The following is a 20,847-nucleotide window of genomic DNA, read 5'->3' as shown; positions in this document are numbered from 1 at the left end:
GGCGTCCGGACCCGGGTCCGGACGCCGGGTCCGGCTCAGCCCGACGGCTTCGCCTGGTGCAGCGCGTCGGCGGTGGCCGCCTTGTGGGCACAGGCCACGCGCTCGATCTCCGCCATGTCGGCACCCCGCTCGATCAGGTCGAGGATGTGCTCGTGCTCCACCACCGAGCGCCGGGCCCGGCCCGGGACGTAGGTGAAGGTGGAGCGCCGCATGTGGTCCAGCCTGGCCCACTCGGCCTCCAGCAGCGACCGCAGGTGCGCGTCCGGGCAGTGCTGGTAGATGGAGAAGTGGAAGGTGCGGTTGAGGGCGGTGAACGCGGCCGGGTCGAACTCGTCCAGCGCGGCCACCATCCGGGCGTTGATCTCGCGCGAGGCGGCGATCTGGTCCGGCGTCAGCAGCGGCGCGCAGATGGCCGTCGCGTACCCCTCCAGCCGGGCCAGGATCTGCAGCGAGTGCTCGACCTGGACGGACTCGAAGACCGCGACCCGGGCCCCGATGTTGCGCACCACCTCGACCAGGCCGTCCGACTGGAGCCGGCGCAGCGCCTCGCGCAGCGGGATGGTGCTCACCCCGGTCTCCTGCGCGAGCTGGTTCATGACCAGCCGGTAGCCCGGCCCGTACGTGCCGTCGAGGATGCGTGAGCGGAGCAGCTCGTAACTCTGCTCGGCCTTCGACCCGCCGGTGGATCGGTCCTTCGCGGAACCCAACGCCGTTCCCTCGTCCTTCCTCACACCGGCCATCGCCCCCGTGGCGGACCGCTCGGCGGTCCGCGCGCCCCGTGCGGTCACCGTGCGAGGGCCTTCAGTACGACACGGCGGAACTCCGCACCGGCCACGGCCCCCAGGTGATCGCCGGGGACGGTCACCAGCTCCGCCCCGTCAAGGGGAGCAACGATACTCTCGATGCCCCGGGTCATCACATCGTCCGCGCCGACGACCACGACCGGCGCGACCCGGCCGGCCCAACCGCCCGGCGCGAAGGGGGTGTTGCGCAGCCCCTCGACGCAGCGGGCGAGGGCAGGGGCCCGGTCGCCGCGCGAGCGGACCAGGCCGGCGACCATGCCGGTGAAGGGGTCCTCGGGCTCGCCGCCGCCGGCCACCGCGCGGTGCAGCGCCTCGACGTCGACGGCCGCGAACGGCTCGCGCGGGCTGAGCCCGCCGAGCACCACGCGCCCCACCCGCCCGGGCGCGACGGCCGGGAACTCCCAGGCCAGCCGGGCGCCGAGGGAGTAGCCCACGAGGTCGAACTCCCCCACCCCGAGGGCGTCCAGGGCCGCCAGCAGACGGTCCGCCAGGGCGCCCGCGCCCATCTCGGCGGCGTCGACCGGGTCGGCCGAGGCGCCGTGGCCGGGCAGGTCCGGCACCACGACGGTACGGCCGGTGGCGGCGAGCGCGGCGGCGGTGCCCGGTGCGATCCAGTCGGTCACGCCGTCGGAGACGAAGCCGTGCAGCAGGACGACGGGCGGCTCCCCTCCGGTGGTCCGCACGTCGCCCTCCGCCGGCGTGATGATCCGCACCGCCAGGCCGTCGATCTCTCTCATGCCCCTGCACCTCTCCCCAGTTTTCGCATACGATTTTTGATAGTACTGCACGCACCCTCCCCGGTCATGACCTCGACAGGGTCGATCTGCGCCCACGGATCATGTACGAAGTCGCATCCGATCAACCATGGTCAGCGCCCATCGCGTCCGCTATCGTGCATGATGCCGTATACGATTACAGGAGGGCAACGTGGAGCACCCCCTAGGGCTGGCGCCGGGAAAGATCATCGCGGTCCACCTCAACTACCGCAGCCGCGCGGCTGAACGCGGCCGGACACCGGACGCCCCCTCCTACTTCCTCAAGCCCCCCACCTCGCTCTCCTGGAGCGGACGGCCCGTCGTCCGCCCGGCGGGCTGCGAACTGCTCGCCTTCGAGGGCGAGATCGCCGTGGTGATCGGCACCCGCGCCCACCGGGTCTCCCGGGAGAACGCCCTGGAGCACGTGGCCGGCTACGCCGCCGCCAACGACTTCGGCGTCTACGACCTCAAGCACGCCGACCTCGGCGCCAACCTGCGGGCCAAGGGTCGCGACGGCTACACCCCGGTCGGCCCCGCCCTGCTCACCGACGTCGATCCGGCCCGGCTGCGGCTGCGCACCTGGGTCAACGGCCTGCTCGTCCAGGACGCCTCCACCGAGGAACTCCTCTTCCCCGTCGACCTGCTGATCGCCGACCTGTCCCGCTCGACCACCCTGGAGCCGGGCGACGTCCTGCTGATCGGCACGCCGGCCGGCTCCACCGTCGTCCGCCCCGGCGACGTGGTGGAGGTCGAGCTGGAGGAGAGCGGCCGGCTGCGCAACGAGATCGTCGCCGAGGAACCCGGCGTCACCGAGTACGGCGCGCTGCCGCGGGCGACCGAGGCCGCCCGGCAGGCGGCCTACGGATCCGCGCACGACGCCGGCCACCCGCCGCCGGCCGCCGGACGCGCCGCCGCCCCCGCGGGCCCGGCCGGCCTCGACGAGGAGACCGCCGCCGCGCTGCGCACCGTCTCCACCGCCACGCTCTCCAGCCAGCTGCGCGCACGCGGCATCGACCACCACTTCATCGAGGGCGTCCGCCCGGCCCGCCCCGACCTGCGGATGGTCGGCGTCGCCCGCACCCTGCGCTACCTTCCGCTGCGCGAGGACGTGTTCGCCGAGCGCGGCGGCGGGATGAACGCCCAGAAGAGCACCGTCGAGGAGATCCTGCCCGGCGAGGTGCTGGTCATCGAGGCCCGCGGCGAGCACGGCTCCGGCACCCTCGGCGACATCCTCGCGCTGCGCGCGCTGCGCCGCGGCGCGGCCGGGGTGGTCACCGACGGCGGGCTGCGCGACAGCCCGGCCTTCGCCGAGCTCGACCTGCCCTCCTACTACGCCGTCGCGCACGCCGCCGTGCTGGGCCGCCGGCACGTCCCGATGGACTCGCAGGTGCCGGTCGCCTGCGGCGGGGTGCTCGTCATGCCCGGCGACGTGCTGGTCGGCGACGCCGAGGGGGTCGTGGTCATCCCGCCCGCACTGGCCGCCGAGGTCGCCCGGGCCGCCGTCGCGCAGGAGGACGAGGAGCGCTTCATCCTGCGCCAGGTGGACCGGGGCGCCGGCATCAAGGGGCTCTACCCGATGGACGAGCACTGGCGCGCGCTCTACCTGCGCGAGCACCGGCCGCAGGGCGGCTGACCCCCGCCCCCTCCCGCACTTCCCCGCCCCTCTCCCCCTCTCCTCCCCCTCTCCTCCCCCTCTCCTCCCCCACTCCCGACGGAGAACCGATGAAGTTCCGAAGCGACCCGTCCGTGATCCGCGGCTCCCTCGCCCCCGTGGTCACCCCCTTCACCGACGCCGGCGCCGTGGACCACGACTCGCTGCGCGCCCTCGTCCGCTGGCAGCTCGACTCCGGCTCGCACGGCATCTCGCTGGGCGGCTCCACCGGCGAGCCGAGCGCGCAGAGCGTCGCGGAGCGGATCGCCGCGATGCGCACCGCCGCCGACGAGATCGCCGACCGGGTGCCGTTCCTGCCCGGGACCGGCTCCGCCAAGCTCGACGAGACCCTCGAACTCACCGCCGCCGCGGCCGAACTCGGCGCCGACGCCGCGCTGGTGATCACCCCGTACTACGCGCGGCCCACCCAGGAGGCGCTCTACCGGTGGTACGCCACGGTGGCCCGGGAGTTCCCCGACCTGCCGCTGGTGATCTACAACGTGCCCTCGCGCACCGCCGTGGACATCGAGCCGGAGACGGTGCGCCGGCTGTTCACCGACTTCGACAACGTCGTCGGCGTCAAGGAGACCACCAAGGACTTCGAGCACTTCTCGCGCGTCCTGCACGCCTGCGGCCCCGAACTGCTCGTCTGGTCCGGCATCGAGCTGCTCTGCCTGCCCCTGATGGCGCTCGGCGGGGCCGGGTTCATCAGCGCAGTCGCCAACCTCGCACCCGCCGCCGTGGCCCGGATGTACGAACTGTGGGAGCAGGGCGACCACGCCGGCGCCCGCGCGTTGCACTACCGGCTCCACCCGCTGGTGGACCTGCTGTTCGTGGAGACCAACCCGGCCCCCGCCAAGTGGGTCCTGGCCCGGCAGGGGCGGATCGCCTCCGACCACGTCCGTCCGCCGCTCACCGCCCCGACCGACGCCGGCCTGGAGCGGATCCGCGCGCTCCTCGCCGCGGGCGGCGACCTGACCCAGCAGCTGTGACCCCGGGGCCGGCGGCCCCGCCCACCACGAGAGCAGGAGACGAGATGACCACCAGCACCCAGGCGACCCCGGAGGCCGCCGCCGACCCCGCCGGCACGCCGGCCCGCCCGGCCGGACTGCCCGGCGCGATCCTGCACTGGATCGGCGGAGCGGCCGCCCCCTCCGCCGACGGCCGCGTCCTCGACGTCGCCGACCCGGTCTCCAACACCCCCTACGCCACCCTCGCCGCGGGCGGCGCGGCCGACGTCGAGCGCGCCGTCGCGGCGGCCAGGGCCGCCTTCCCCGCGTGGGCGGCACTCGGCAACCGCGAGCGGGCCACCGTGCTCAACCGGATCGCCGACGCCGTCGAGGCCCGCGAGGAGGAGCTGGCCGCGTTCGAGTCCTTCGACACCGGCCTGCCGATCACCCAGGCGCGCGGCCAGGCCCGGCGAGCCGCCGAGAACTTCCGCTACTTCGCCGACGTCGTCGTCGCCCTCGGCGAGGAGGCGTTCCGGGTCGGGAGCCAGCAGCTGAACTACGTGGTGCGCACCCCGGTCGGCGTGGCCGGACTGATCACCCCGTGGAACACCCCGTTCATGCTGGAGAGCTGGAAGCTGGCACCGGCCATCGCCTCCGGCTGCACCCTGGTGCTCAAGCCCGCCGAGTGGACCCCGCTGTCCGCCAGCCTCTGGCCGCAGATCCTCACCGAGGCGGGCGTGCCGGCCGGCGTGGTCAACATCGTGCACGGGCTCGGCCCGGAGGCCGGTCAGGCCCTGGTCGACCACCCGGACGTGCCGATCCTGTCGTTCACCGGCTCCACCGCCACCGGCCGGCACATCGTGCGCTGCTCGGCGAACCGGCTGAAGACCGTCTCCATGGAGCTGGGCGGCAAGTCCCCGGTCGTGGTCTTCGCCGACGCGGACGTCGAGGCCGCCCTGGACTCGGTGGTGTTCGGCGTCTTCTCGCTCAACGGCGAGCGCTGCACGGCCGGCTCCCGGGTCCTTGTCGAGCGCCCGCTGTACGAGGAGTTCACCCGCCGGCTGGCCGAGCGGGCCGAGCGGGTCAGGGTCGGCCTGCCGGGCGACCCGGCGACCGAGGTCGGCGCGCTGGTGCACCCCGAGCACTACCGGCGGGTGCTGGACTACGTCGAGACCGGACGCACGGAGGCCCGGCTGGTCGCCGGCGGCGGACGCCCGGAGCACCTGCCCGAGGGGAACTACCTCCGGCCGACCGTCTTCGCGGACGTGCCGCGCGACGCCCGGATCTTCCAGGAGGAGATCTTCGGCCCGGTGGTCGCGGTCGCCCCGTTCGACGACGAACACGAGGCCATTGACCTGGCCAACGCCACCGAGTACGGTCTGGCCGCCTACGTGTGGACGTCCGACCTCAAGCGGGGTCACCGGGTCGCCCACGCCGTGGAGTCCGGCATGGTCTGGATCAACTCCCACAACGTCCGCGACCTCCGCACGCCGTTCGGCGGGGTCAAGGCCAGCGGCCTCGGTCGCGAGGGCGGTGCGCACAGCATCGACTTCTACACCGAGTCCAAGATCGTCCACGTGATGCTCGGTGAGGTCCACACCCCCCGCTTCGGCGCCGACGAGCAGCACTGACCCGCAGATGGAGGTCACGGAGATGCCCACCCCCCCGGACGTCGTACGCTCCGCCTACGCCCAGCTGGTCGTCACCGACCTGCCCCGGACCCGCTGGTTCTGGGTCGACATGCTCGGCTTCCACGTCCAGTACGAGGACGACCGCACGCTGTACCTGCGGGGCACCGACGAGCTCACCCACCACAGCCTCGTCCTGCGGGTGGGCGACGCCGCCGCGCTGGACCACCTCGCCTACCGGGTGCGCACCCCGGAGGACCTGGACCACGCCGAGGAGTTCTTCACCGCACTCGGCTGCCCCGTGCGCCGGGTCCCGGCCGGCACCGGCACCCGCGGCGTCGGCGACGCCGTCCGCGTGGTGGACCCGCTCGGCTTCACCGTCGAGTTCTTCCACGCGATCGAGCGGGCCGAGCGGCTCATCCAGCGGTACGACCTGCGCCGGGGGGCGGAGGTCGCCCGGCTGGACCACTTCAACATCGTGGTGCCGGACATACCCGCCGCCTACGAGCACTACCGCTCCCTCGGCTTCGGCTGCTCGGAGACCATCGAGGGCGACGAGCACGAGCTGTACGCGGCCTGGATGTTCCGCAAGCAGACCGTCCACGACGTCGCGTTCACCAGCGGCGCCGGGCCGCGGCTGCACCACGTCGGGGTCTTCGCCCCCGAGGCGCACCAGGTGCTGCGGACGGCCGACATCTTCGGCTCGCTGCGGGCCGAGCACCACATCGAGCGCGGGCCCGGGCGCCACGGCGTGTCCAACGCCTTCTACGTGTACCTGCGCGACCCGGACGGCCACCGGGTGGAGATCTACACCTCCGACTACTACACCGGCGACCCGGACCACGAGACCTTCCGCTGGAACGTGAACGACGACCGGCGCCGGGACTTCTGGGGCAACGCCGTCATCGAGTCCTGGTACAAGGAGGCGGTGCCGGTGCTGGACCTCGACGGGAAGCCGCAGCCGGTCGTCTCGGCCGCGCTGGACGAGTCGGCGGTCCAGGTCGGCGCGGACGGGCTGGGGAACATCCCGGCGGCCGTGCCGGCCGCGGAGGGCTGACCGGCCCGCACCCCGCCGAACGACGCCGCTGCCGCCCCGGGTCCGCCTGGGGCGGCAGCGTCGTTCCCGGGCGGGCACCGGCGGGGGGCGGTGGCGACCGCCGAGGCTGCTGCGGACCGGGAATGGCCTGCGGGGCCCGGCCCCGGGCGGCGAGCTGCGGGAACGGCGACGGACCCGCCGCCCGGGGCGGGCGTCGGGTCCGTCGGGGGTGCGGGTCCGTCAGGGGTGGGACGACAAGCTCAGAGGTGGTAGCCGTACTCCCGGAACTCCCAGTCGGTCACGTAGCGGTCGAAGCGCTCCAGCTCGGCCCGCTTGAAGGCCAGGAAGGCCCCGGTGAAGTCCTTGCCGAGCGCCTCGCAGAGGGCCGTGTCGGCCTCCAGCGCGTCCAGTGCCGCGCCCAGCGAGCCGGGCAGCACCGGCGCCCTGGCGGCGTCGTAGCCGTAGCCCTCCAGCGGCGCGGACGGTTCCACCGCGTCCTCGACGCCGAGCGCGAGCGCGGCGACGAGGCCGGCGACCGCCAGGTAGGGGTTGGCGGTCGCGTCGCCCAGGCGCACCTCCAGCCGGGTCGCGCCGCCGCGCTCCGGCGGGATGCGCACCATCGCACTGCGGTTGTCCAGGCCCCAGTCGATGAGCCAGGGCGCCAGGGTGTCCGGCCCGAACCGCTTGTAGGAGTTCACGGTGGGGTTGAGCAGCGCGGCCAGCGCGGGCGCGTGCCGCAGGACGCCGCCGATCGCGTGCCGGGCGGTGGCGGAGAGGCCGTCGGGCGCGCCGGGGTCGGCGAACACGTTCCGCCCCGCGGTGTCGAGGCAGGAGACGTGCAGGTGGAACCCGGAGCCGCCCTCGGCGTTGAACGGCTTGGCCATGAAGGTGGCCAGCCGGCCCTCCACCCGGGCGAGCTCCTTGACGGCGGCCTTGAACCGGAACGCCCGGTCCGCGGCGTCCACGGCCTCGGAGTGAGTGAGGTTGATCTCGAACTGGCCGCCGGAGAACTCGTGGTTGCCCATGGTGACGCCGATGCCGAGCCGGCCGAGCTGACGCAGGGTGCGCAGCAGGTGGCCGTCCGGGTCGCCGCGCCGGCCGGCCGCGTAGACGTTGCCCGGGGCGTCCGCGTAGGGCCGCCAGCCGCTCGGCGCGGTCGGGTCCGGGTCGCAGAGGAAGTACTCCAGCTCCGGTCCGACGACGGCGGTGAGCCCGAGCCCGGCGAGGCGTTCGGTGACGGTGTGCAGGACCTCGCGGGGCGACTCCGGGCCCGGGCGGCCGGTGCGCGGGTCGGTGGTGCGGCCGAGGCACCAGGCGACGCCGGGCTCCCAGGGCAGCGGGACCAGGGTGGCGAGGTCGGGGTGGAAGGTGATGTCGGGCAGGCCCGCGTCCAGGCCGCCCTCGACCGGGACGACCTCGCCGAGCGGTCCGGTGTGGTAGATCGCGCGGCAGAAGGCGAGGCCGTGGCCGACCGCGTCGGGCAGGGCGTCGACGAGGACGTCGCGGCCCCGGTCGGTGCCCATGAGGTCCGGGTAGGTCACGCGGACGACGTCGACGCCCTGGGCCTTGAGCGCGGCGACCGTCTCGGCGACGCTCGGGCCTGCGGCGTTCGGGCCGGCGACCGGGGCGGTCCCGGCGTCGGGGGTGGTCCCGGCGGGGGATGCGGGGGTGGCGACCTGGTCGGTCACTGCGGGCCTCCTCGTGAGGCTGGCGTGGGGGAGGGAGTGCACCTGCGGTCCGGGCGGGCGAGCGGACAGCACCGGCCTCGGACTCTCGTTTGGGATCAAACATTAGGCCCGGGTGCCCCGTTCGGCAAGAGTCCGGGCCGGATCCGCGCAATCGGGGAGGAGGGGGTGACAGACGGCCCGTCGCGGCATATCGTATGGCCCCAAACGAGAAACCCCCGCAGGTCGCGCCCCCGCCGCCGCGCCGCTTCCGCGGCCACGCCGCCGCGCCCACCGACCCGCCCGCCACCCGCCCCAGCCACCCCGAACCAGGAGGTGCCGTGGCCACCGTGCACGGCTTCTTTCACCCCAGGACGGCCACCGGCCGCTCCTCCCTCGTCCCGGCCCCGCCCTGGCACTACTCGGGCGACCTGCTGACGATCGAGTACCGCACCGACCCGGCCCGGGTCGCCGAGCTGCTCCCCGCGCCGCTGTCGCCGGCCGAGGAGGACCCCGGCGCGGTCGCCCTGATCTGGGCCGACTGGCAGTCCTGCGCCGCCGACGGCGCGGAGCTGCTCGACCCGGTCCGCTCCCAGTACCGGGAGTGCTTCGCCGTGGTGCGCTGCAGCTACCGGGGCCGGACCTACTCCCGCTGCGTCTACATCTGGGTGGACAAGGACTTCGCGATCGCGCGCGGCCTGCACCAGGGCTATCCGAAGAAGCTGGGCTCGATCCACCAGACCCGCCCGCACCCCTTCGGCCCGGCGCCCCGGCTCGCCCCCGGCGCCCGGTTCGGGGCCACCCTCGCGGCGGCCGACAGGCGGCTCGCGCAGGCGGTGGTCACGCTGGAGGAGGAGTCCCGGACCAACGGCTTCGTGAACGGCCACCCGATGGCCCACCACCGCCGGCTGCCGGCCATCGACCGGCCGGGCGCCTTCGCGCTGGACGAGCTGGTCGAGAGCGGGGCCGCCGCCTTCGAGGCCGGACCGGCCTGGCGCGGCAGCGCCGAGCTGGAGCTGTTCGAGGCGCCCACGGAGGAGCTCGCCGCGCTGCGGATCGAGGAGCCGATCGCCGCCTACTACCGGCAGGTCGGCGTGGTCTGGAACGGCGGTCGCCTGCTGGAGTCGGCGGCCACGACGGGCTGATCCTGCGTCCCGGGCCCCGGGACCCCCGGGCCCCGGACGCAGGTCGTACGGGTGCAAATGGAGTGCCCGGCACGCTAGATTCGGCCGACGACAGAACCGCGGCCCCGCCGCGTGGGAGGGACGACCGGTGACCAACCGCACCATCGAGGAGACCGAGCGGGCCGTCCTGGCCAAGCTGGGCCAGGTTCCGCTGCTGCGGGCGCAGATGGCCGCCGTCTCCAACATCCACCGGGCGGCCGCCGCCGTCCGCCAGCACCTGGAGAACTCCGTCCTGCGCGGCGCCCAGCTGACCTGGACCTCGTTCGTGGTGCTCTGGGTGGTCTGGATCTGGGGCGAGATGGAGACCCGGTACGTCGCCGAGGAGGCCGGCATCTCCAAGGGCACGCTCACCGGCGTCGCCCGCACGCTCGAATCCCGCGGCCTGGTCGAGCGGGTCGGCCACCCGTCGGACGGGCGGATGGTGCTGCTGCGGCTCACCCCCGCCGGGGAGTCCCTGATGGCCGAGCTGTTCCCGCGGTTCAACCAGGAGGAGGCGTTCGTGGCCGGCGCGCTCTCCGACGACGAGTGCGAGCAACTGGCCGGCCTGCTGCGCCGCGTCGTCGGCACACTGGAGCGGGACGGCGGGAACCGCCGCTCCGAGCTGACCGCCGACGCTCCCCCGCCGCCCCGCCCGGGCGGTCGCCGCCGGCGCGAGGCCTAAGCCCTCCGGCCCCCGCCCCGACGCGCCGGCACCCCCTCGGCCCCTCGCGGCCGGCCCGGTCCCCCCTCGGAGGACCGGGCCGGCCGCGTTCGACCCCGGTGGCGCTCAGCCCCGGCGGCTCTCGGCGGCGGCGGCCTCGACGAGGGCCTCGAAGACGGCCCGCCGGCCCGGGTCGGCGGCCGAGGTGTCCTCGGGGTGCCACTGCACCCCGAGGAACCACCCGGCCGGCGAGGCGAGTTCGACCGCCTCCACGGTGCCGTCGGCCGCCCGCGCCGTCACCCGGAGTCCGCGCCCGAGCCGGTCGACGCGCTGGTGGTGGTAGCAGGACACCTCCCGCTCCCCCGCGCCGGTGACCGACGCCAGCAGGCTCCCGCCGACCGGCGCCAGCCGGTGGAGCACGTGCCGGTGGTCCCGCCCCGGGCCTCCCATGTCCTGCTCCAGGGAGCCGCCGAGCACCGTGTTGACCACCTGGAGGCCGCGGCAGACGGCCAGCGTCGGCAGGCCGGCCACCAGGGCGTACCCGGCGAGCGCGAGGTCGAAGGCGTCCTGGCCGGGGTGCAGGTCGTAGACCTCGGGGTGCCGGTCGGCCCCGCCGTAGTGCGCCGGGTCGAGGTCCCCGCCGCCGGGAAGCAGCAGGCCCGCGCAGCGCGCGAGTCGCTCGGCGATCTCCTCCGCGCCGGCGGCCCCCGGCGCGCGGGGCCCGGCGGGCAGCATCATGAACGGCTCGCCGCCCGCCCGGTAGACGGCCTCGGCCAGCGCCTCGGCGGTCACCAGCGCGGCGTACCGCAGCGCCGAGGCCGAGGCCGAGTACCGGGCGGGCAGGGCGATCAGCGGCCGGGCCGCGCTCACAGCCGGATCCAGGTGGTCTTGAGGTCGGTGTACTTGTCCAGCGCGTGGGCGGACTTGTCGCGGCCGTGGCCGGACTGCTTGACGCCCCCGAACGGCACTTCGAGCCCGCCCTCCTCGTAGCAGTTGACCCAGACCGTCCCGGCCCGCAGCGCCCGCGACATCCGGTGGGCGGTGGAGAGGTCCGCGGTCCAGAGCCCGGCGGCCAGCCCGTAGACGCTGTCGTTGGCGAGCCGGACGGCCTCCTCGGGGGTGTCGAAGACCTGGACGGCGAGGACCGGGCCGAACACCTCGTCGCGGGCGAGCCGGGAGTCCGCCGCGACCCGGTCGAACACGGTCGGCAGCAGGTAGTGCCCGCCGGTCTCCGCGAGGGTGGCGGCGCCGCCGGCCCGCAGCCGGGCCCCGTCCTCGTGGGCGGCCCCGACGTGCCCGAGGACGCGCTCGCGGTGGGCCGCCGTGACCAGCGGGCCCATCTCGGTGGCCGGGTCGAGCGGGTCGCCGACCCGCAGCGTGCGGGCGCGGGCCACGACGGCGTCCACCACCCGGTCGGCCACCGCGCGGTGCACCAGCAGCCTGGACGGCGCGGTGCACATCTCCCCCTGGTTGAAGAAGATCCCCCAGGCGGCGGTGGCCGCCGCGCGGTCCAGGTCGGGGGCGTCCGGCAGCACGATGTTCGGGGACTTGCCGCCGAGTTCGAGCCAGACCCGCTTGAGGTTGGAGTCGGCGGCGTACCGCAGGAAGTGGCGCCCGACCCCGGTGGAGCCGGTGAAGGCGAGCGCGTCGACGTCCGGGTGGCGGCCGAGTGCGCGGCCGGCCTCCGGGCCCTGGCCGGCCAGCACGTTGAGGACGCCGTCCGGCAGTCCGGCCTCGGCGGCGAGCGCACCGAGGCGCAGCGCGGAGAGCGGGGACTGTTCGGCGGGCTTGAGCACCACGGTGCAGCCGGCGGCGAGGGCCGGCGCGGTCTTCCAGGCGGCCATGGTGAGGGGGAAGTTCCACGGCACGACGGCCGCCACGACGCCGACCGGCTCGCGGGTGACGAGCGCGAGGGCGTCGCCGGGGGTGTGCGGGGCCTCGTCGACCAGCTTGTCGGCGAGCTGTCCGTACCAGCGGAAGGTGGCGGCCACCGCGCGCAGTTCGATGTCCCGCGCCTCGGCGACCGGCTTGCCCATCTCCAGGCTGATCAGCAGGGCGAGTTCGTCGCGGTGCAGCTCGACCAGGTCGGCCAGTCGCTGGAGTGCGCGCCCGCGGTCGGCCGGGGCGGTCCGCGGCCACGGGCCGTGGTCGAAGGCCCGGCGGGCGGCGGCCACCGCGGCGTCCGCCTCCGCGTCGCCGCCGGCGGCGACCTCCGCCAGGACGCGGCCGTCCCGCGGGGAGACCACCTCGAAGGTGGCGCCGCCGCCGGGTTCCTGCGTGCCGCCGATCAGGTGGGCGGTGGGGAGGGCGAGCTCGCGGGCGCGCCGCTGCCAGTCCTCGTACGTGCCGCCGTGCTGCGTTCCGCCCGTCACGGTGCCTCCGGTTCAGGTCGCGGCGAATGCCGCCGGGAGCTTCATTTGGAAGCAAACGATAGCCAACGACAGCGTCACGTCAAAGGGTTGACCTCGCCGAGCGCCGCCCCTATGTTGTTTGGAACCAAACGAGTAGAAGGAGGGCGCGCATGCCCGTCCACCCCGCGGCCACCGTCGACGCGCCGCCGCCCCACCTCGCCACGGTGGCCGGGGTCCCCGTGGACACCCGCCACTGGATCGGCGGACGCCGCGTCGCCTCCGCCGACACCTTCGCCGACCACTCCCCCGTCGACGGCACCGAGCTCGCCCGGATCGCCCGGGGGTCCGCCGCCGAGGCGCGGGCCGCCGTCCTCGCCGCCACCGCCGCCCAGCCCGGCTGGGCCGCCACCGCGCCCGCCGAGCGCGCCCGGCTGCTGCACGCGATCGCCGACGGCGTCGAGGCCCGGCTGGAGGACCTCGCCGCCGTCGAGACCGCCGACAACGGCGCCCTGCTGCGCTCGCACCGACGCGGTGTCATGCCGCGCGTGGCCCACAACTTCCGGTTCTTCGCCGACCGGCTGCTCACCCTCGCCCACCCGGAGCTCGACACCCGCGGCCACACCAACCGGGTCAGCTGGGACCCGGCCGGCCCGTGCGTCCTCATCACCCCCTGGAACGCGCCGCTGATGCTGGCGACCTGGAAGGTGGCCCCCGCCCTCGCCGCCGGGAACACCGTCGTGCTCAAGCCCGCCGAGTGGTCACCGCTCACCGCCTCGCTGCTCGCGGACATCGCCGCCGCGGCCGGCCTGCCCGACGGCGTCCTCAACGTCGTCCAGGGCTACGGCGCCGAGGTGGGCGCGCCGCTCACCGCCCACCCCGACGTCCGGCGGATCAGCTTCACCGGCTCCGTCCCCACCGCCCGGCAGATCGCCGTGTCCGCCGGCCACCACCTCACCCCGACCAGCCTCGAACTCGGCGGCAAGTCGCCGCTGCTGGTCTTCGCCGACGCGGACCTCGACCTCGCCGCCGACCTCGCCGCCGAACAGTTCGACAACGCCGGCCAGGTCTGCCTCGCCGCCACCCGCCTGCTGGTCGAGGCGTCGGTGGCCGAGGAGTTCACCGCCCGGCTCACCGCCCGCGCCGCCGCACTGCGCCAGGGCGACCCGCGCGAGGAGACGACCGACGTCGGACCGAACATCCACCCCCGCCAGCTGGAGCGGATCGACGGCTACGTCCGGCGCGCCCTGGGCAACGGCGCCCGCGCGGTCTTCGGCGGCGGGCCGAACGAGGAGCTGGGCGGCCTCTACTACCGCCCGACCCTGCTCACCGACGTCCACCAGTCCTCCGAGATCGTCCAGGAGGAGGTCTTCGGACCGGTGCTCACGCTGCAGACCTTCGCCACCGAGGAGGAGGCCGTCACCCTCGCCAACGACACCCGCTTCGGCCTCGCGGCCACGGTCGTCACCGGCGACCGGGAGCGCGCCGACCGGGTCGCCGACCAGCTGGTGGCCGGCACCGTCTGGGTCAACTGCTTCTTCGTCCGCGACCTGCGCGCGCCGTTCGGCGGCTCGCGCGAGTCGGGCGTCGGCCGCGAGGGCGGCGACTGGAGCTTCGACTTCTACTGCGACCTGCGCAACACCGTCACCGCACCGAAGGGCTGGGCCCACCATGGGTGAGATCGTCGGCGCCGGGCTGCTCGCCCACGTCCCCACCATCGTGCTGCCCGAGGCCACCCGGCGCGAGCTCAACGGAGGCCGCGAGATCAGCCTGGTCACCGGCCTCCGGGAGCTGCGCCGGGACGTCTTCGAGACGGTCGACTACGACACGGTCGTCCTCCTCGACTCGCACTGGGCCACCACCGTCGAGTTCGTGGTCGCCGCCCAGCAGCGCCGGGCCGGCCTGTTCACCTCCGAGGAGCTGCCGCGCGGCATGCGCCGGATGCCCTACGACTACCCCGGGGACCAGGAACTCGCCCACTCCGTCGCCCGGTTCGCCGACCGCCACGGCACCTGGATCACCCCGATCGACGATCCCTGGCTCCCGGTCTACTACGCGACCGTCAACCTCTGGAAGCACCTCGGCGAGGGCCTGCCGGACAAGCGCTGGGTCAGCATCGGGGTCTGCCAGACCGGCGACGCCGAGGACCACCTGCGCCTCGGCCGGGCGCTCGCCGACGGCATCGCGGCCGTCGACCGGAAGGTCCTCGTGATCGCCTCCGGCGCGCTGTCGCACACCTTCTGGCCGCTGCGCGAGCTGCGCGACCACGAGGCCAGCGACCCGAGCCACATCTTCACCCCGCAGGCCCGGGCCGCCGACGAGCAGCGGATCGACTGGTTCCGCCAGGGCCGGCACGACCGCGTCCTCGACACCATGGACGAGTTCCGGGCCTTCAAGCCCGAGGCCGGCTTCGGCCACTACCTGATGCTGGCCGGCGCCCTCGGCGAGCAGCGCTGCACCGCGCCCGCCCGCCAGTACGGCGAGTACGAGAACTCCGTGGGCACCGGACAGGCGCTGCTCTGGTTCGACCGGCCCGCCGCCGGCTGGACCGCGCCGCGGCCCGGGCCCGCCCGCCACGACCCGCACCACCACGTCGACCCGCACCACGACGGACCGCACCGCGACGATCCGCACCAGGTCGACGGTCCCGCCGGCCCCCGCACCGAGGAGCTCCCCCATGCCTGAGTACCGCCGGATCCTGCTCGACGGCGCCGTGGTCGAGGTACGGCGCGAGGGCGCCGACCTGGTCGCCGGCGACGGCCGCCGGGTCTCCGCCGAGTCCGCCCACCACCTGCCGCCGGTCGTCCCCAGCAAGATCATCGCCGTCCACCTCAACCACCGCAGCCGGGTCGAGGAGTTCGGCATCAGGCTCACCCCGGCCCCGACCTACTTCCACAAGCCCGTCTCGGCGCTCAACTCCCACGAGGGCGCCGTGGTCCGGCCCGAAGGCTGCCGCTACCTCAACTACGAGGGCGAGGTGGCGATCGTGATCGGCCGCACCTGCCGCAACATCGCCCCCGCCGACGCCGGGGCGTACATCGCCGGGTACACCGTCGCCAACGACTTCGGCCTGCACGACTTCCGCGACACCGACGCCGGATCGATGCTCCGGGTGAAGGGCTCCGACACCCTCGGCCCGCTCGGCCCCGGCCTGGTCACCGACTGGGACTTCCGCGGCAAGTACCTGCGCACCTACGTGAACGGGACGATCGTCCAGGACGGCTCCACCGACGAGATGGAGTGGGACATGCACTACCTGGTGGCCGACATCGCCCGCACCATCACGCTCCACCCCGGCGACGTGCTGCTCTCCGGCACACCCGCCAACTCCCGGCCGGTGCAGCCGGGCGACGTCGTCGAGGTCGAGGTCGAGGGGCTCGGCCGGCTCCGCAACCACGTGGTGGCCGGTCCGGTGCCCGTCCGCACCGACGTCGGCGCCCAGCTGACCGCCTCCGAGGAGGTGCTCTCCACCGCCCTCGGTGGCGACTGGGAGTTCCGGGGCGTCCGGCCGCCGGTCCGCACCGCCCACTGACCGGTCCGGTCCCCGGCGTCGGGCCGGCCCGACGGCGCCGGGCGGGCCCACCGCCGGGGACCGGCCGACCGCGTCACCACCCCACGGGCTTGGAGACCTCCGCCCACAGGGGAGCGATCAACTCGTTGACCCGCTCCCGGCCTTCCGGTGATCCGAGGTCCGGAACCCCGCTGCCCGGCACCACCTCCAGCGGTCCGCCGTCGGCGTGCTCGAAGCGGTCGCGGTAGAGCACCAGCGCGCGCTCGCCCCGGTTCCGGCGGGAGTCCCAGACGAGGCCCTGCGCGTCCGGCGCCTGCGCCCGGATCTCGCTCGACCAGCGCCGGGCCGCGGCGTAGTTCCGCTCGTCCTCCAGGAGTGTGGGCTCCTGGCGGACGGCGGCCAGGTCCGCCCCGGTGACCAGGGAGACGAGCGTGAGGTCGTACCGGGCGCGCAGGCAACTCAGCGAGCGGCCGTGCACCGTGGCGTAGGAGACCTCCCGGGTGCCGAACGAGCCGTACGGCAGGGAGCGCAGCAGGCTCTCGGCGAGAGCCGTGACCGGGGTGTGCGCCAGGTACAGGTAGTGGTACGGGTCGAGCACCGTGCCCTCGAAGCGCCCCCCGTCGAAGTGGAGGTCCGAGAGCCTCGGGTTGAACTCGTCCGGCGCGTAGCGGGACTTGTGCACCCGCCACAGCTCCGTACCCGCCGGGACCGTCGTGACGTTCGGGTACAGGGCGAAGTCGATCAGTGGGAAGGGGCTTTCCTTCCACGGGAAGAGACCGTCCTTCATCATTCTCCCTCCACCAGTTGGGTGGCCGCCCCGACCAGTCGGTGGTCGGGCAGCCGGCCGAGCAGCGACGCGGGCACGCCGCCCAGCCAGCTGTTCTCGCTGAGCCACCACGTTCCGGCGCCCCAGGGGTCGACGTCCGCGAGCAGCAACCGGTTGACCTCCAGGACGACCCGGTGCGGGAGGCCGCCGTCCGCGCCGAACTGGAACTGCGGATAGCGGTCGCCGGAGCGGGCGTTCGGCACTCTGATCAGTTCGGGCGGCGGCGGGCCGCCGCAGCGGTCCCGCGCCTGCGCCGCCGAGAACGACGGCGCGTCGAGCAGCGGGTGGCCGTCCCGCCCGGCCTCCCCGGGGTCGGCCGCCCCGGCCGCCGGGGCCGACAGCCAGGCCAGCAGCTCGCGCACCTCGGCCACGCTCGCCGGCCCCGGTGGCGCGGCGACCTGCCGGAAGGAGTCCAGGGAGACCCGGACCGGATGGTCGAACGGCAGCGGCAGCAGGGCCAGCCGAACGCCCTGGAGCGCCCGGCGCCAGCCCATCTCGTCGTCCGGGGCCACGGCGGCGAGCGCCTCCACCCGGACGACCAGTACGGCGTAGCGCTCTTCGCCGAGCCGCTCGCGGACGGTGTCCCGGTGCGTGTGGATGAGGCCGAGGAGCCGGTTCGCCGACCGCCCCCCGCGCCCACCCGTCCCGTCGTCGTTCACGCCTCTCCCCCTTCTCGGACGGTCTTCTCCGCGGCACCGGAGCGCCCCGCGGCTTCGTCGTTCTCCACGCCGTCACCGGTGGCGTCGACGCCCGCTCGCGCCCCCGGGCCCGCCCCCGGGTGGCCCTGGTGGACGAAGGCCGCCCACGACGCGATCCGGTCGAGGCCCGGACGGTCCATCTCCCGGAGCAGGTCGCCGTGGAGCGAGCCCGGGTTCCGCCGGTCCGGGTCGAGCATCCAGCGCTGGGCGGCCCCGAGCGCGTCGACGGGACTGAGCCGGTCGACGTTCAGGTAGTGGTGGAACACGGCCATGAGCAGGGCCGACGCGCCGTCCGGGGCGGCCCAGCGCGAGCCGACGACGTCCCGGGCCCCGGCCGTGACGAAGCCCGTGGTGAGGGTGAGCGCCTCGTCGTGGTCGCGCATCGAGAGGTCCGTCTGACAGGCGCTCAGCACGACCAGCGGGCCGTCCCCCGGCCCGTGCCCGGTGTCCGGCCGGTCGAGGAGCCGGGTGACCGTGAGCAGACCGGGAGCGGGGTCCGGGCCGGGCGCCCGCGGATCCCGGTCGGGCCGGGGGGCGTGCCCGGGGACCGTCAGGTCGAGGGCCGAGGCCGTGGGGCTCGTACCGGCCGTGCCGTGCGAGGCCACGTGGAGCAGCGAGGCCCCGTCGGCGAGGTACCCGAGGACGGCCTCGGGCGTGCAGGGAGCCGTCGCGTCCACGCCCGGCTCCGAGATCGCCCCGCAGAGCCGGGCGCCCGGGTAGAAGGAGTCCCGCAGGGCCAGGACCTCGATCTCGGCGTACATCAGGCTCTGCCCCGGATCGGCGACCAGCACCGGTTCGGCCGCCGGAGGCCGAGGGGCGCGGCGCAGGGTGCGCAGGAACTGGCTCCCCGACGCGGCGTAGCTGACCACCGCGGACTGGCAGAGGTACGCGCGGGGCGGTTCGCCGGGGGACCGTGCGGCGTGCCAGGGGACGATGCCCAGCCGCCCGCAGGGCACGAGGACGAACCGGAGCTGCCGGGCCCCGGGACCCGGCCGTTCGGGCCCCGGCCGTTCGGCGCCGGGCCGTTCGCCCCCCAGCCGTTCGGTGATGCCCGCGAGGACCGGGTCGAGGACCTCGTGGGCCCAGTCGCAGAGCCCGCCGAGCGCGTCCTCCCAGGTCCGCCGCGCACCGGGGTCCACCGCATCGCCGTCGCGCGCGGCGGCGCGTACGGCGGCGTCGTGCCCGGCCGTGGCGTCGAGGTAGCGTTCGAGCGGGCCGCTCCCGGCCCGGGACAGCGGCTCGCAGATCCACAGACCGGCCCCGAGCTCCGGGCCCACGACGATCACGACCCCGGGGCTGACGGAGTCGCCGGGGACCAGGTAGAGCAGCGCGTCCGCCCCGCCCTCCGCCAGCCCGTCCGCGAGCTCGCTCAGCGTGGGAGTCCGCACGAGGGCGCCCTCGTGCCGGTAGCCGAGTGCCTCCAGGGCCCGGCGGCGTAGCGTGCTGGGCAGTTCGCCGGGCACCCCACCGCCACCGGGCACCCCGCCGCCACCGGCGGCCCCGTCGTCCTGGGTCCCGGTGGCGGTCCGCCAGGCGTCGGCGAGCTCGTGGTGGCCGCGCCGTTCGAGGAGTTCGGGGACGGCCAGGGCGGTGGACGTCGCCTGCAACACCAGGGCTCGGCCCAGCTCCAGCGCGGCCACCGCCTCGTGCAGCCGCCCCTGGGAGGCGGCCCACAGCGCACCCTGGAGACCTCGGCTGGCGCCGTCGCGGGCCGCGAGCAACCCGTGCTCGGCACCGCTCTGCAGGAGCACGTCCGCAAAGAGGGCGGTCAGCGCCTCCGTGGCCGCCGCCAGGGCCGAGAGGTCCGACACGTCCTCGTTGCGGACGCCCCGCTCCCGGTACGCCTCGGCGAGGCTCCACAGGGCCTCGGCGGCGATCCGCGGGGCCCGGCCCTCCCGCACACCGTCCCTGACCCGCTCCAGCTCCGCGATCAGCCGGTCGAGGAGCTGCCCGTCGGGGCTCAGGCCGTACCGCAGGCCCAGCTCGCGCGCGGAGCCGTACACCTCCTCCGTCGAGGACCGCGGAGGCGGGGGGACGTGCTCGGGCAGCGGAACCGTCGGGTCGCCGGCCAGAGCGGCCTGCAGCAGGTCGAAGTCCGGAAGGCGGGGCATCGGGATCAGGTCGCCGAACGGCAGTCCGCTCGCCCTGACCGCAGCCATGCCCTCCTTCATGGACGCCATGGCCCGCAGAGCCGCCTCCGGATCACGCGTGACGACGCCCAGCTTCCCGTGTGCCGCCCCCAGCGTCGCCAGGACGAATCCTCGGAATGCCCCGTCCGGGACGTCCTCCGCCAGCGTCTCGGCCTCGGCCAGCAGACCGAGCGCCACCCGTACGTCGGCGTCGGTGTCCCCCGTCTGCCCGGCGTCCATGATCCGGCCGTACAACTCCCGGACGCGGTCCAGGACTCCGGGATCCCCGGCGCCGGGCGGCAGCAGGTCGGCGAGCTCGCCGAGGTGGCCGAAGGTCGCCGCCCGGTGGTGACGGCCCGCCGCCTGGTCCTGGTAGGTGCCGCCGGCCGCGGCGCTGATGCCGAGCAGCATCGCCCGGAGTGCCTCCAGGCCGGCGGACTGGTCGGGTCCCGGGGGCGGCCGGTCCTGGACCGCACGCAGCCGGCCGAGCAGCTCGTTGATCGCCCCGTGCGGGTCCTCGCCGTTCAGGGCGTCCTGGAGGCCGTACCTGGCGGCGCTCACTGCGTCCAGGGCGGCGGCGAGGCGGTGCAGGGCGTCGGGGGTGAGGAACTCCGACGGATCGGGGGCCGGCTCGGGGTCCGGGTCCGGGTCCGGGGCGCCGTCCACCGCGCCGAGGAGCCGGTTCAGGGTCTGCCGCATCCGGTCCGCGACGGGCTCCCCGGCCGGGTTCACACTCGCGATCAGGTCGGCGAGTGCCGCCCCCAGCGAGCCGGCCGCCACGCTGTGCAGCTCGGGGTCGTACTCCAACAGCCTCGTCAGCTCTTCGAGTTCGCCGACGGACGCCTCGCACTCCCGCGCCGACGGCGCCACCCCGCCCACCGCGGGGAGCATCCGCCTGACCCGTTCCTCCGCGTCCACGACCCATGCGCGCAGCCCCCGCACGCCGCCGTCCTCCGCGTCACCCACCGGCGCCCCCGCCTTCCCGGTTCCGAGCTCACCCCTGTGCCTACGGCCACTATGCCGA

General features: G+C 75.1%; 17 protein-coding genes. 9 read left to right on the top strand and 8 right to left on the bottom strand.

Features of this window, described 5'->3' with window-relative positions; translation table 11 throughout:
* Window positions 1–35: 35 nt before the first annotated feature.
* Together PUR56_RS02405 and PUR56_RS02400 are read right to left on the bottom strand one after the other, a co-directional pair.
* A complete protein-coding gene (locus tag PUR56_RS02405; protein ID WP_329947646.1) occupies window positions 36–707 on the bottom strand; it encodes a GntR family transcriptional regulator in 672 nt (223 codons plus the stop codon).
* A 77-nt stretch (window positions 708–784) separates the two neighbouring features.
* The gene (locus PUR56_RS02400) at window positions 785–1,540 is read right to left on the bottom strand and encodes an alpha/beta fold hydrolase (RefSeq protein WP_329947645.1); all 756 of its coding nucleotides are present in this window, start codon (window positions 1,538–1,540) and stop codon (window positions 785–787) included.
* A gap of 190 nt (window positions 1,541–1,730) precedes the next feature.
* Between PUR56_RS02400 and PUR56_RS02395 the strand changes: the two genes are divergently transcribed.
* The 4 genes from PUR56_RS02395 to hpaD all read left to right on the top strand — a co-directional run bounded on the left by PUR56_RS02395 (window position 1,731) and on the right by hpaD (window position 6,844).
* Window positions 1,731–3,191 (top strand): fumarylacetoacetate hydrolase family protein, encoded by a 1,461-nt coding sequence (locus PUR56_RS02395; RefSeq protein WP_329947644.1) that lies wholly within the window; start codon window positions 1,731–1,733, stop codon window positions 3,189–3,191.
* An 89-nt stretch (window positions 3,192–3,280) separates the two neighbouring features.
* Window positions 3,281–4,201 (top strand): 4-hydroxy-tetrahydrodipicolinate synthase, encoded by a 921-nt coding sequence (dapA, locus tag PUR56_RS02390; protein ID WP_329947643.1) that lies wholly within the window; start codon window positions 3,281–3,283, stop codon window positions 4,199–4,201.
* Window positions 4,202–4,245: 44 nt separating this feature from the next.
* The gene (gene hpaE, locus PUR56_RS02385) at window positions 4,246–5,790 is read left to right on the top strand and encodes a 5-carboxymethyl-2-hydroxymuconate semialdehyde dehydrogenase (RefSeq protein WP_329947642.1); all 1,545 of its coding nucleotides are present in this window, start codon (window positions 4,246–4,248) and stop codon (window positions 5,788–5,790) included.
* Between the two features lie 22 nt (window positions 5,791–5,812).
* Window positions 5,813–6,844 carry a 3,4-dihydroxyphenylacetate 2,3-dioxygenase gene (hpaD, locus tag PUR56_RS02380; protein WP_329879822.1) on the top strand — a complete coding sequence of 344 codons (1,032 nt, stop codon included), beginning with the start codon at window positions 5,813–5,815 and terminating at the stop codon, window positions 6,842–6,844.
* A 239-nt stretch (window positions 6,845–7,083) separates the two neighbouring features.
* Here hpaD and PUR56_RS02375 read toward each other — a convergent pair whose 3' ends face one another.
* Window positions 7,084–8,346, bottom strand: a complete 1,263-nt coding sequence (locus PUR56_RS02375; protein WP_329947668.1) for a glutamine synthetase family protein — start codon at window positions 8,344–8,346, stop codon at window positions 7,084–7,086.
* A 482-nt stretch (window positions 8,347–8,828) separates the two neighbouring features.
* Here PUR56_RS02375 and PUR56_RS02370 point away from each other — a divergent pair, with 482 nt between their 5' ends.
* Window positions 8,829–9,632, top strand: a complete 804-nt coding sequence (locus PUR56_RS02370) for an acetoacetate decarboxylase family protein (RefSeq protein WP_329947641.1) — start codon at window positions 8,829–8,831, stop codon at window positions 9,630–9,632.
* 127 nt (window positions 9,633–9,759) lie between these two features.
* A complete protein-coding gene (locus tag PUR56_RS02365; RefSeq protein ID WP_329947640.1) occupies window positions 9,760–10,332 on the top strand; it encodes a MarR family winged helix-turn-helix transcriptional regulator in 573 nt (190 codons plus the stop codon).
* Window positions 10,333–10,437: 105 nt separating this feature from the next.
* Here PUR56_RS02365 and PUR56_RS02360 read toward each other — a convergent pair whose 3' ends face one another.
* Together PUR56_RS02360 and PUR56_RS02355 are read right to left on the bottom strand one after the other, a co-directional pair.
* Window positions 10,438–11,181 carry a gamma-glutamyl-gamma-aminobutyrate hydrolase family protein gene (locus PUR56_RS02360; RefSeq protein WP_329947639.1) on the bottom strand — a complete coding sequence of 248 codons (744 nt, stop codon included), beginning with the start codon at window positions 11,179–11,181 and terminating at the stop codon, window positions 10,438–10,440.
* On the bottom strand, window positions 11,178–12,683 hold the full coding sequence (locus PUR56_RS02355) for an aldehyde dehydrogenase (RefSeq protein ID WP_329947638.1): 1,506 nt from the start codon (window positions 12,681–12,683) through the stop codon (window positions 11,178–11,180). Before PUR56_RS02355 ends, PUR56_RS02360 begins: the two co-directional genes overlap by 4 nt.
* Window positions 12,684–12,832: 149 nt before the next feature.
* On the opposite strand from PUR56_RS02355, the gene PUR56_RS02350 reads away from it, so the two are divergent.
* Genes PUR56_RS02350 through PUR56_RS02340 form a run of 3 tightly spaced genes read left to right on the top strand, consistent with a single transcriptional unit; the run spans window position 12,833 to window position 16,191 of the window.
* Window positions 12,833–14,338 (top strand): aldehyde dehydrogenase, encoded by a 1,506-nt coding sequence (locus PUR56_RS02350; protein ID WP_329947637.1) that lies wholly within the window; start codon window positions 12,833–12,835, stop codon window positions 14,336–14,338.
* Window positions 14,331–15,344, top strand: coding sequence for a 3,4-dihydroxyphenylacetate 2,3-dioxygenase (locus tag PUR56_RS02345; protein ID WP_329947636.1), 1,014 nt, complete (start codon window positions 14,331–14,333; stop codon window positions 15,342–15,344). Before PUR56_RS02350 ends, PUR56_RS02345 begins: the two co-directional genes overlap by 8 nt.
* Window positions 15,337–16,191, top strand: a complete 855-nt coding sequence (locus PUR56_RS02340; protein WP_329947635.1) for a fumarylacetoacetate hydrolase family protein — start codon at window positions 15,337–15,339, stop codon at window positions 16,189–16,191. The genes PUR56_RS02345 and PUR56_RS02340 overlap by 8 nt, the downstream gene beginning before the upstream one ends.
* A gap of 73 nt (window positions 16,192–16,264) precedes the next feature.
* Here PUR56_RS02340 and PUR56_RS02335 read toward each other — a convergent pair whose 3' ends face one another.
* From PUR56_RS02335 to PUR56_RS02325, 3 genes are read right to left on the bottom strand one after another with little or no spacing between them, the layout of a single operon-like run.
* Window positions 16,265–16,960 (bottom strand): RES family NAD+ phosphorylase, encoded by a 696-nt coding sequence (locus PUR56_RS02335; protein ID WP_329947634.1) that lies wholly within the window; start codon window positions 16,958–16,960, stop codon window positions 16,265–16,267.
* Complete coding sequence (locus PUR56_RS02330; RefSeq protein WP_329947633.1) at window positions 16,957–17,655, bottom strand: hypothetical protein; 699 nt, start codon at window positions 17,653–17,655, stop codon at window positions 16,957–16,959. The genes PUR56_RS02335 and PUR56_RS02330 overlap by 4 nt, the downstream gene beginning before the upstream one ends.
* Complete coding sequence (locus PUR56_RS02325; protein WP_329947632.1) at window positions 17,652–20,789, bottom strand: CHAT domain-containing protein; 3,138 nt, start codon at window positions 20,787–20,789, stop codon at window positions 17,652–17,654. The genes PUR56_RS02330 and PUR56_RS02325 overlap by 4 nt, the downstream gene beginning before the upstream one ends.
* Window positions 20,790–20,847: the final 58 nt, after the last annotated feature.

Origin of the sequence: Streptomyces sp. BE303 (assembly GCF_036290945.1) — a bacterium.
Lineage (GTDB): Bacteria > Actinomycetota > Actinomycetes > Streptomycetales > Streptomycetaceae > Kitasatospora.
Note: the sequence above shows the minus strand (reverse complement) of the source record. Positions and strands in the feature narration are given on the sequence as shown.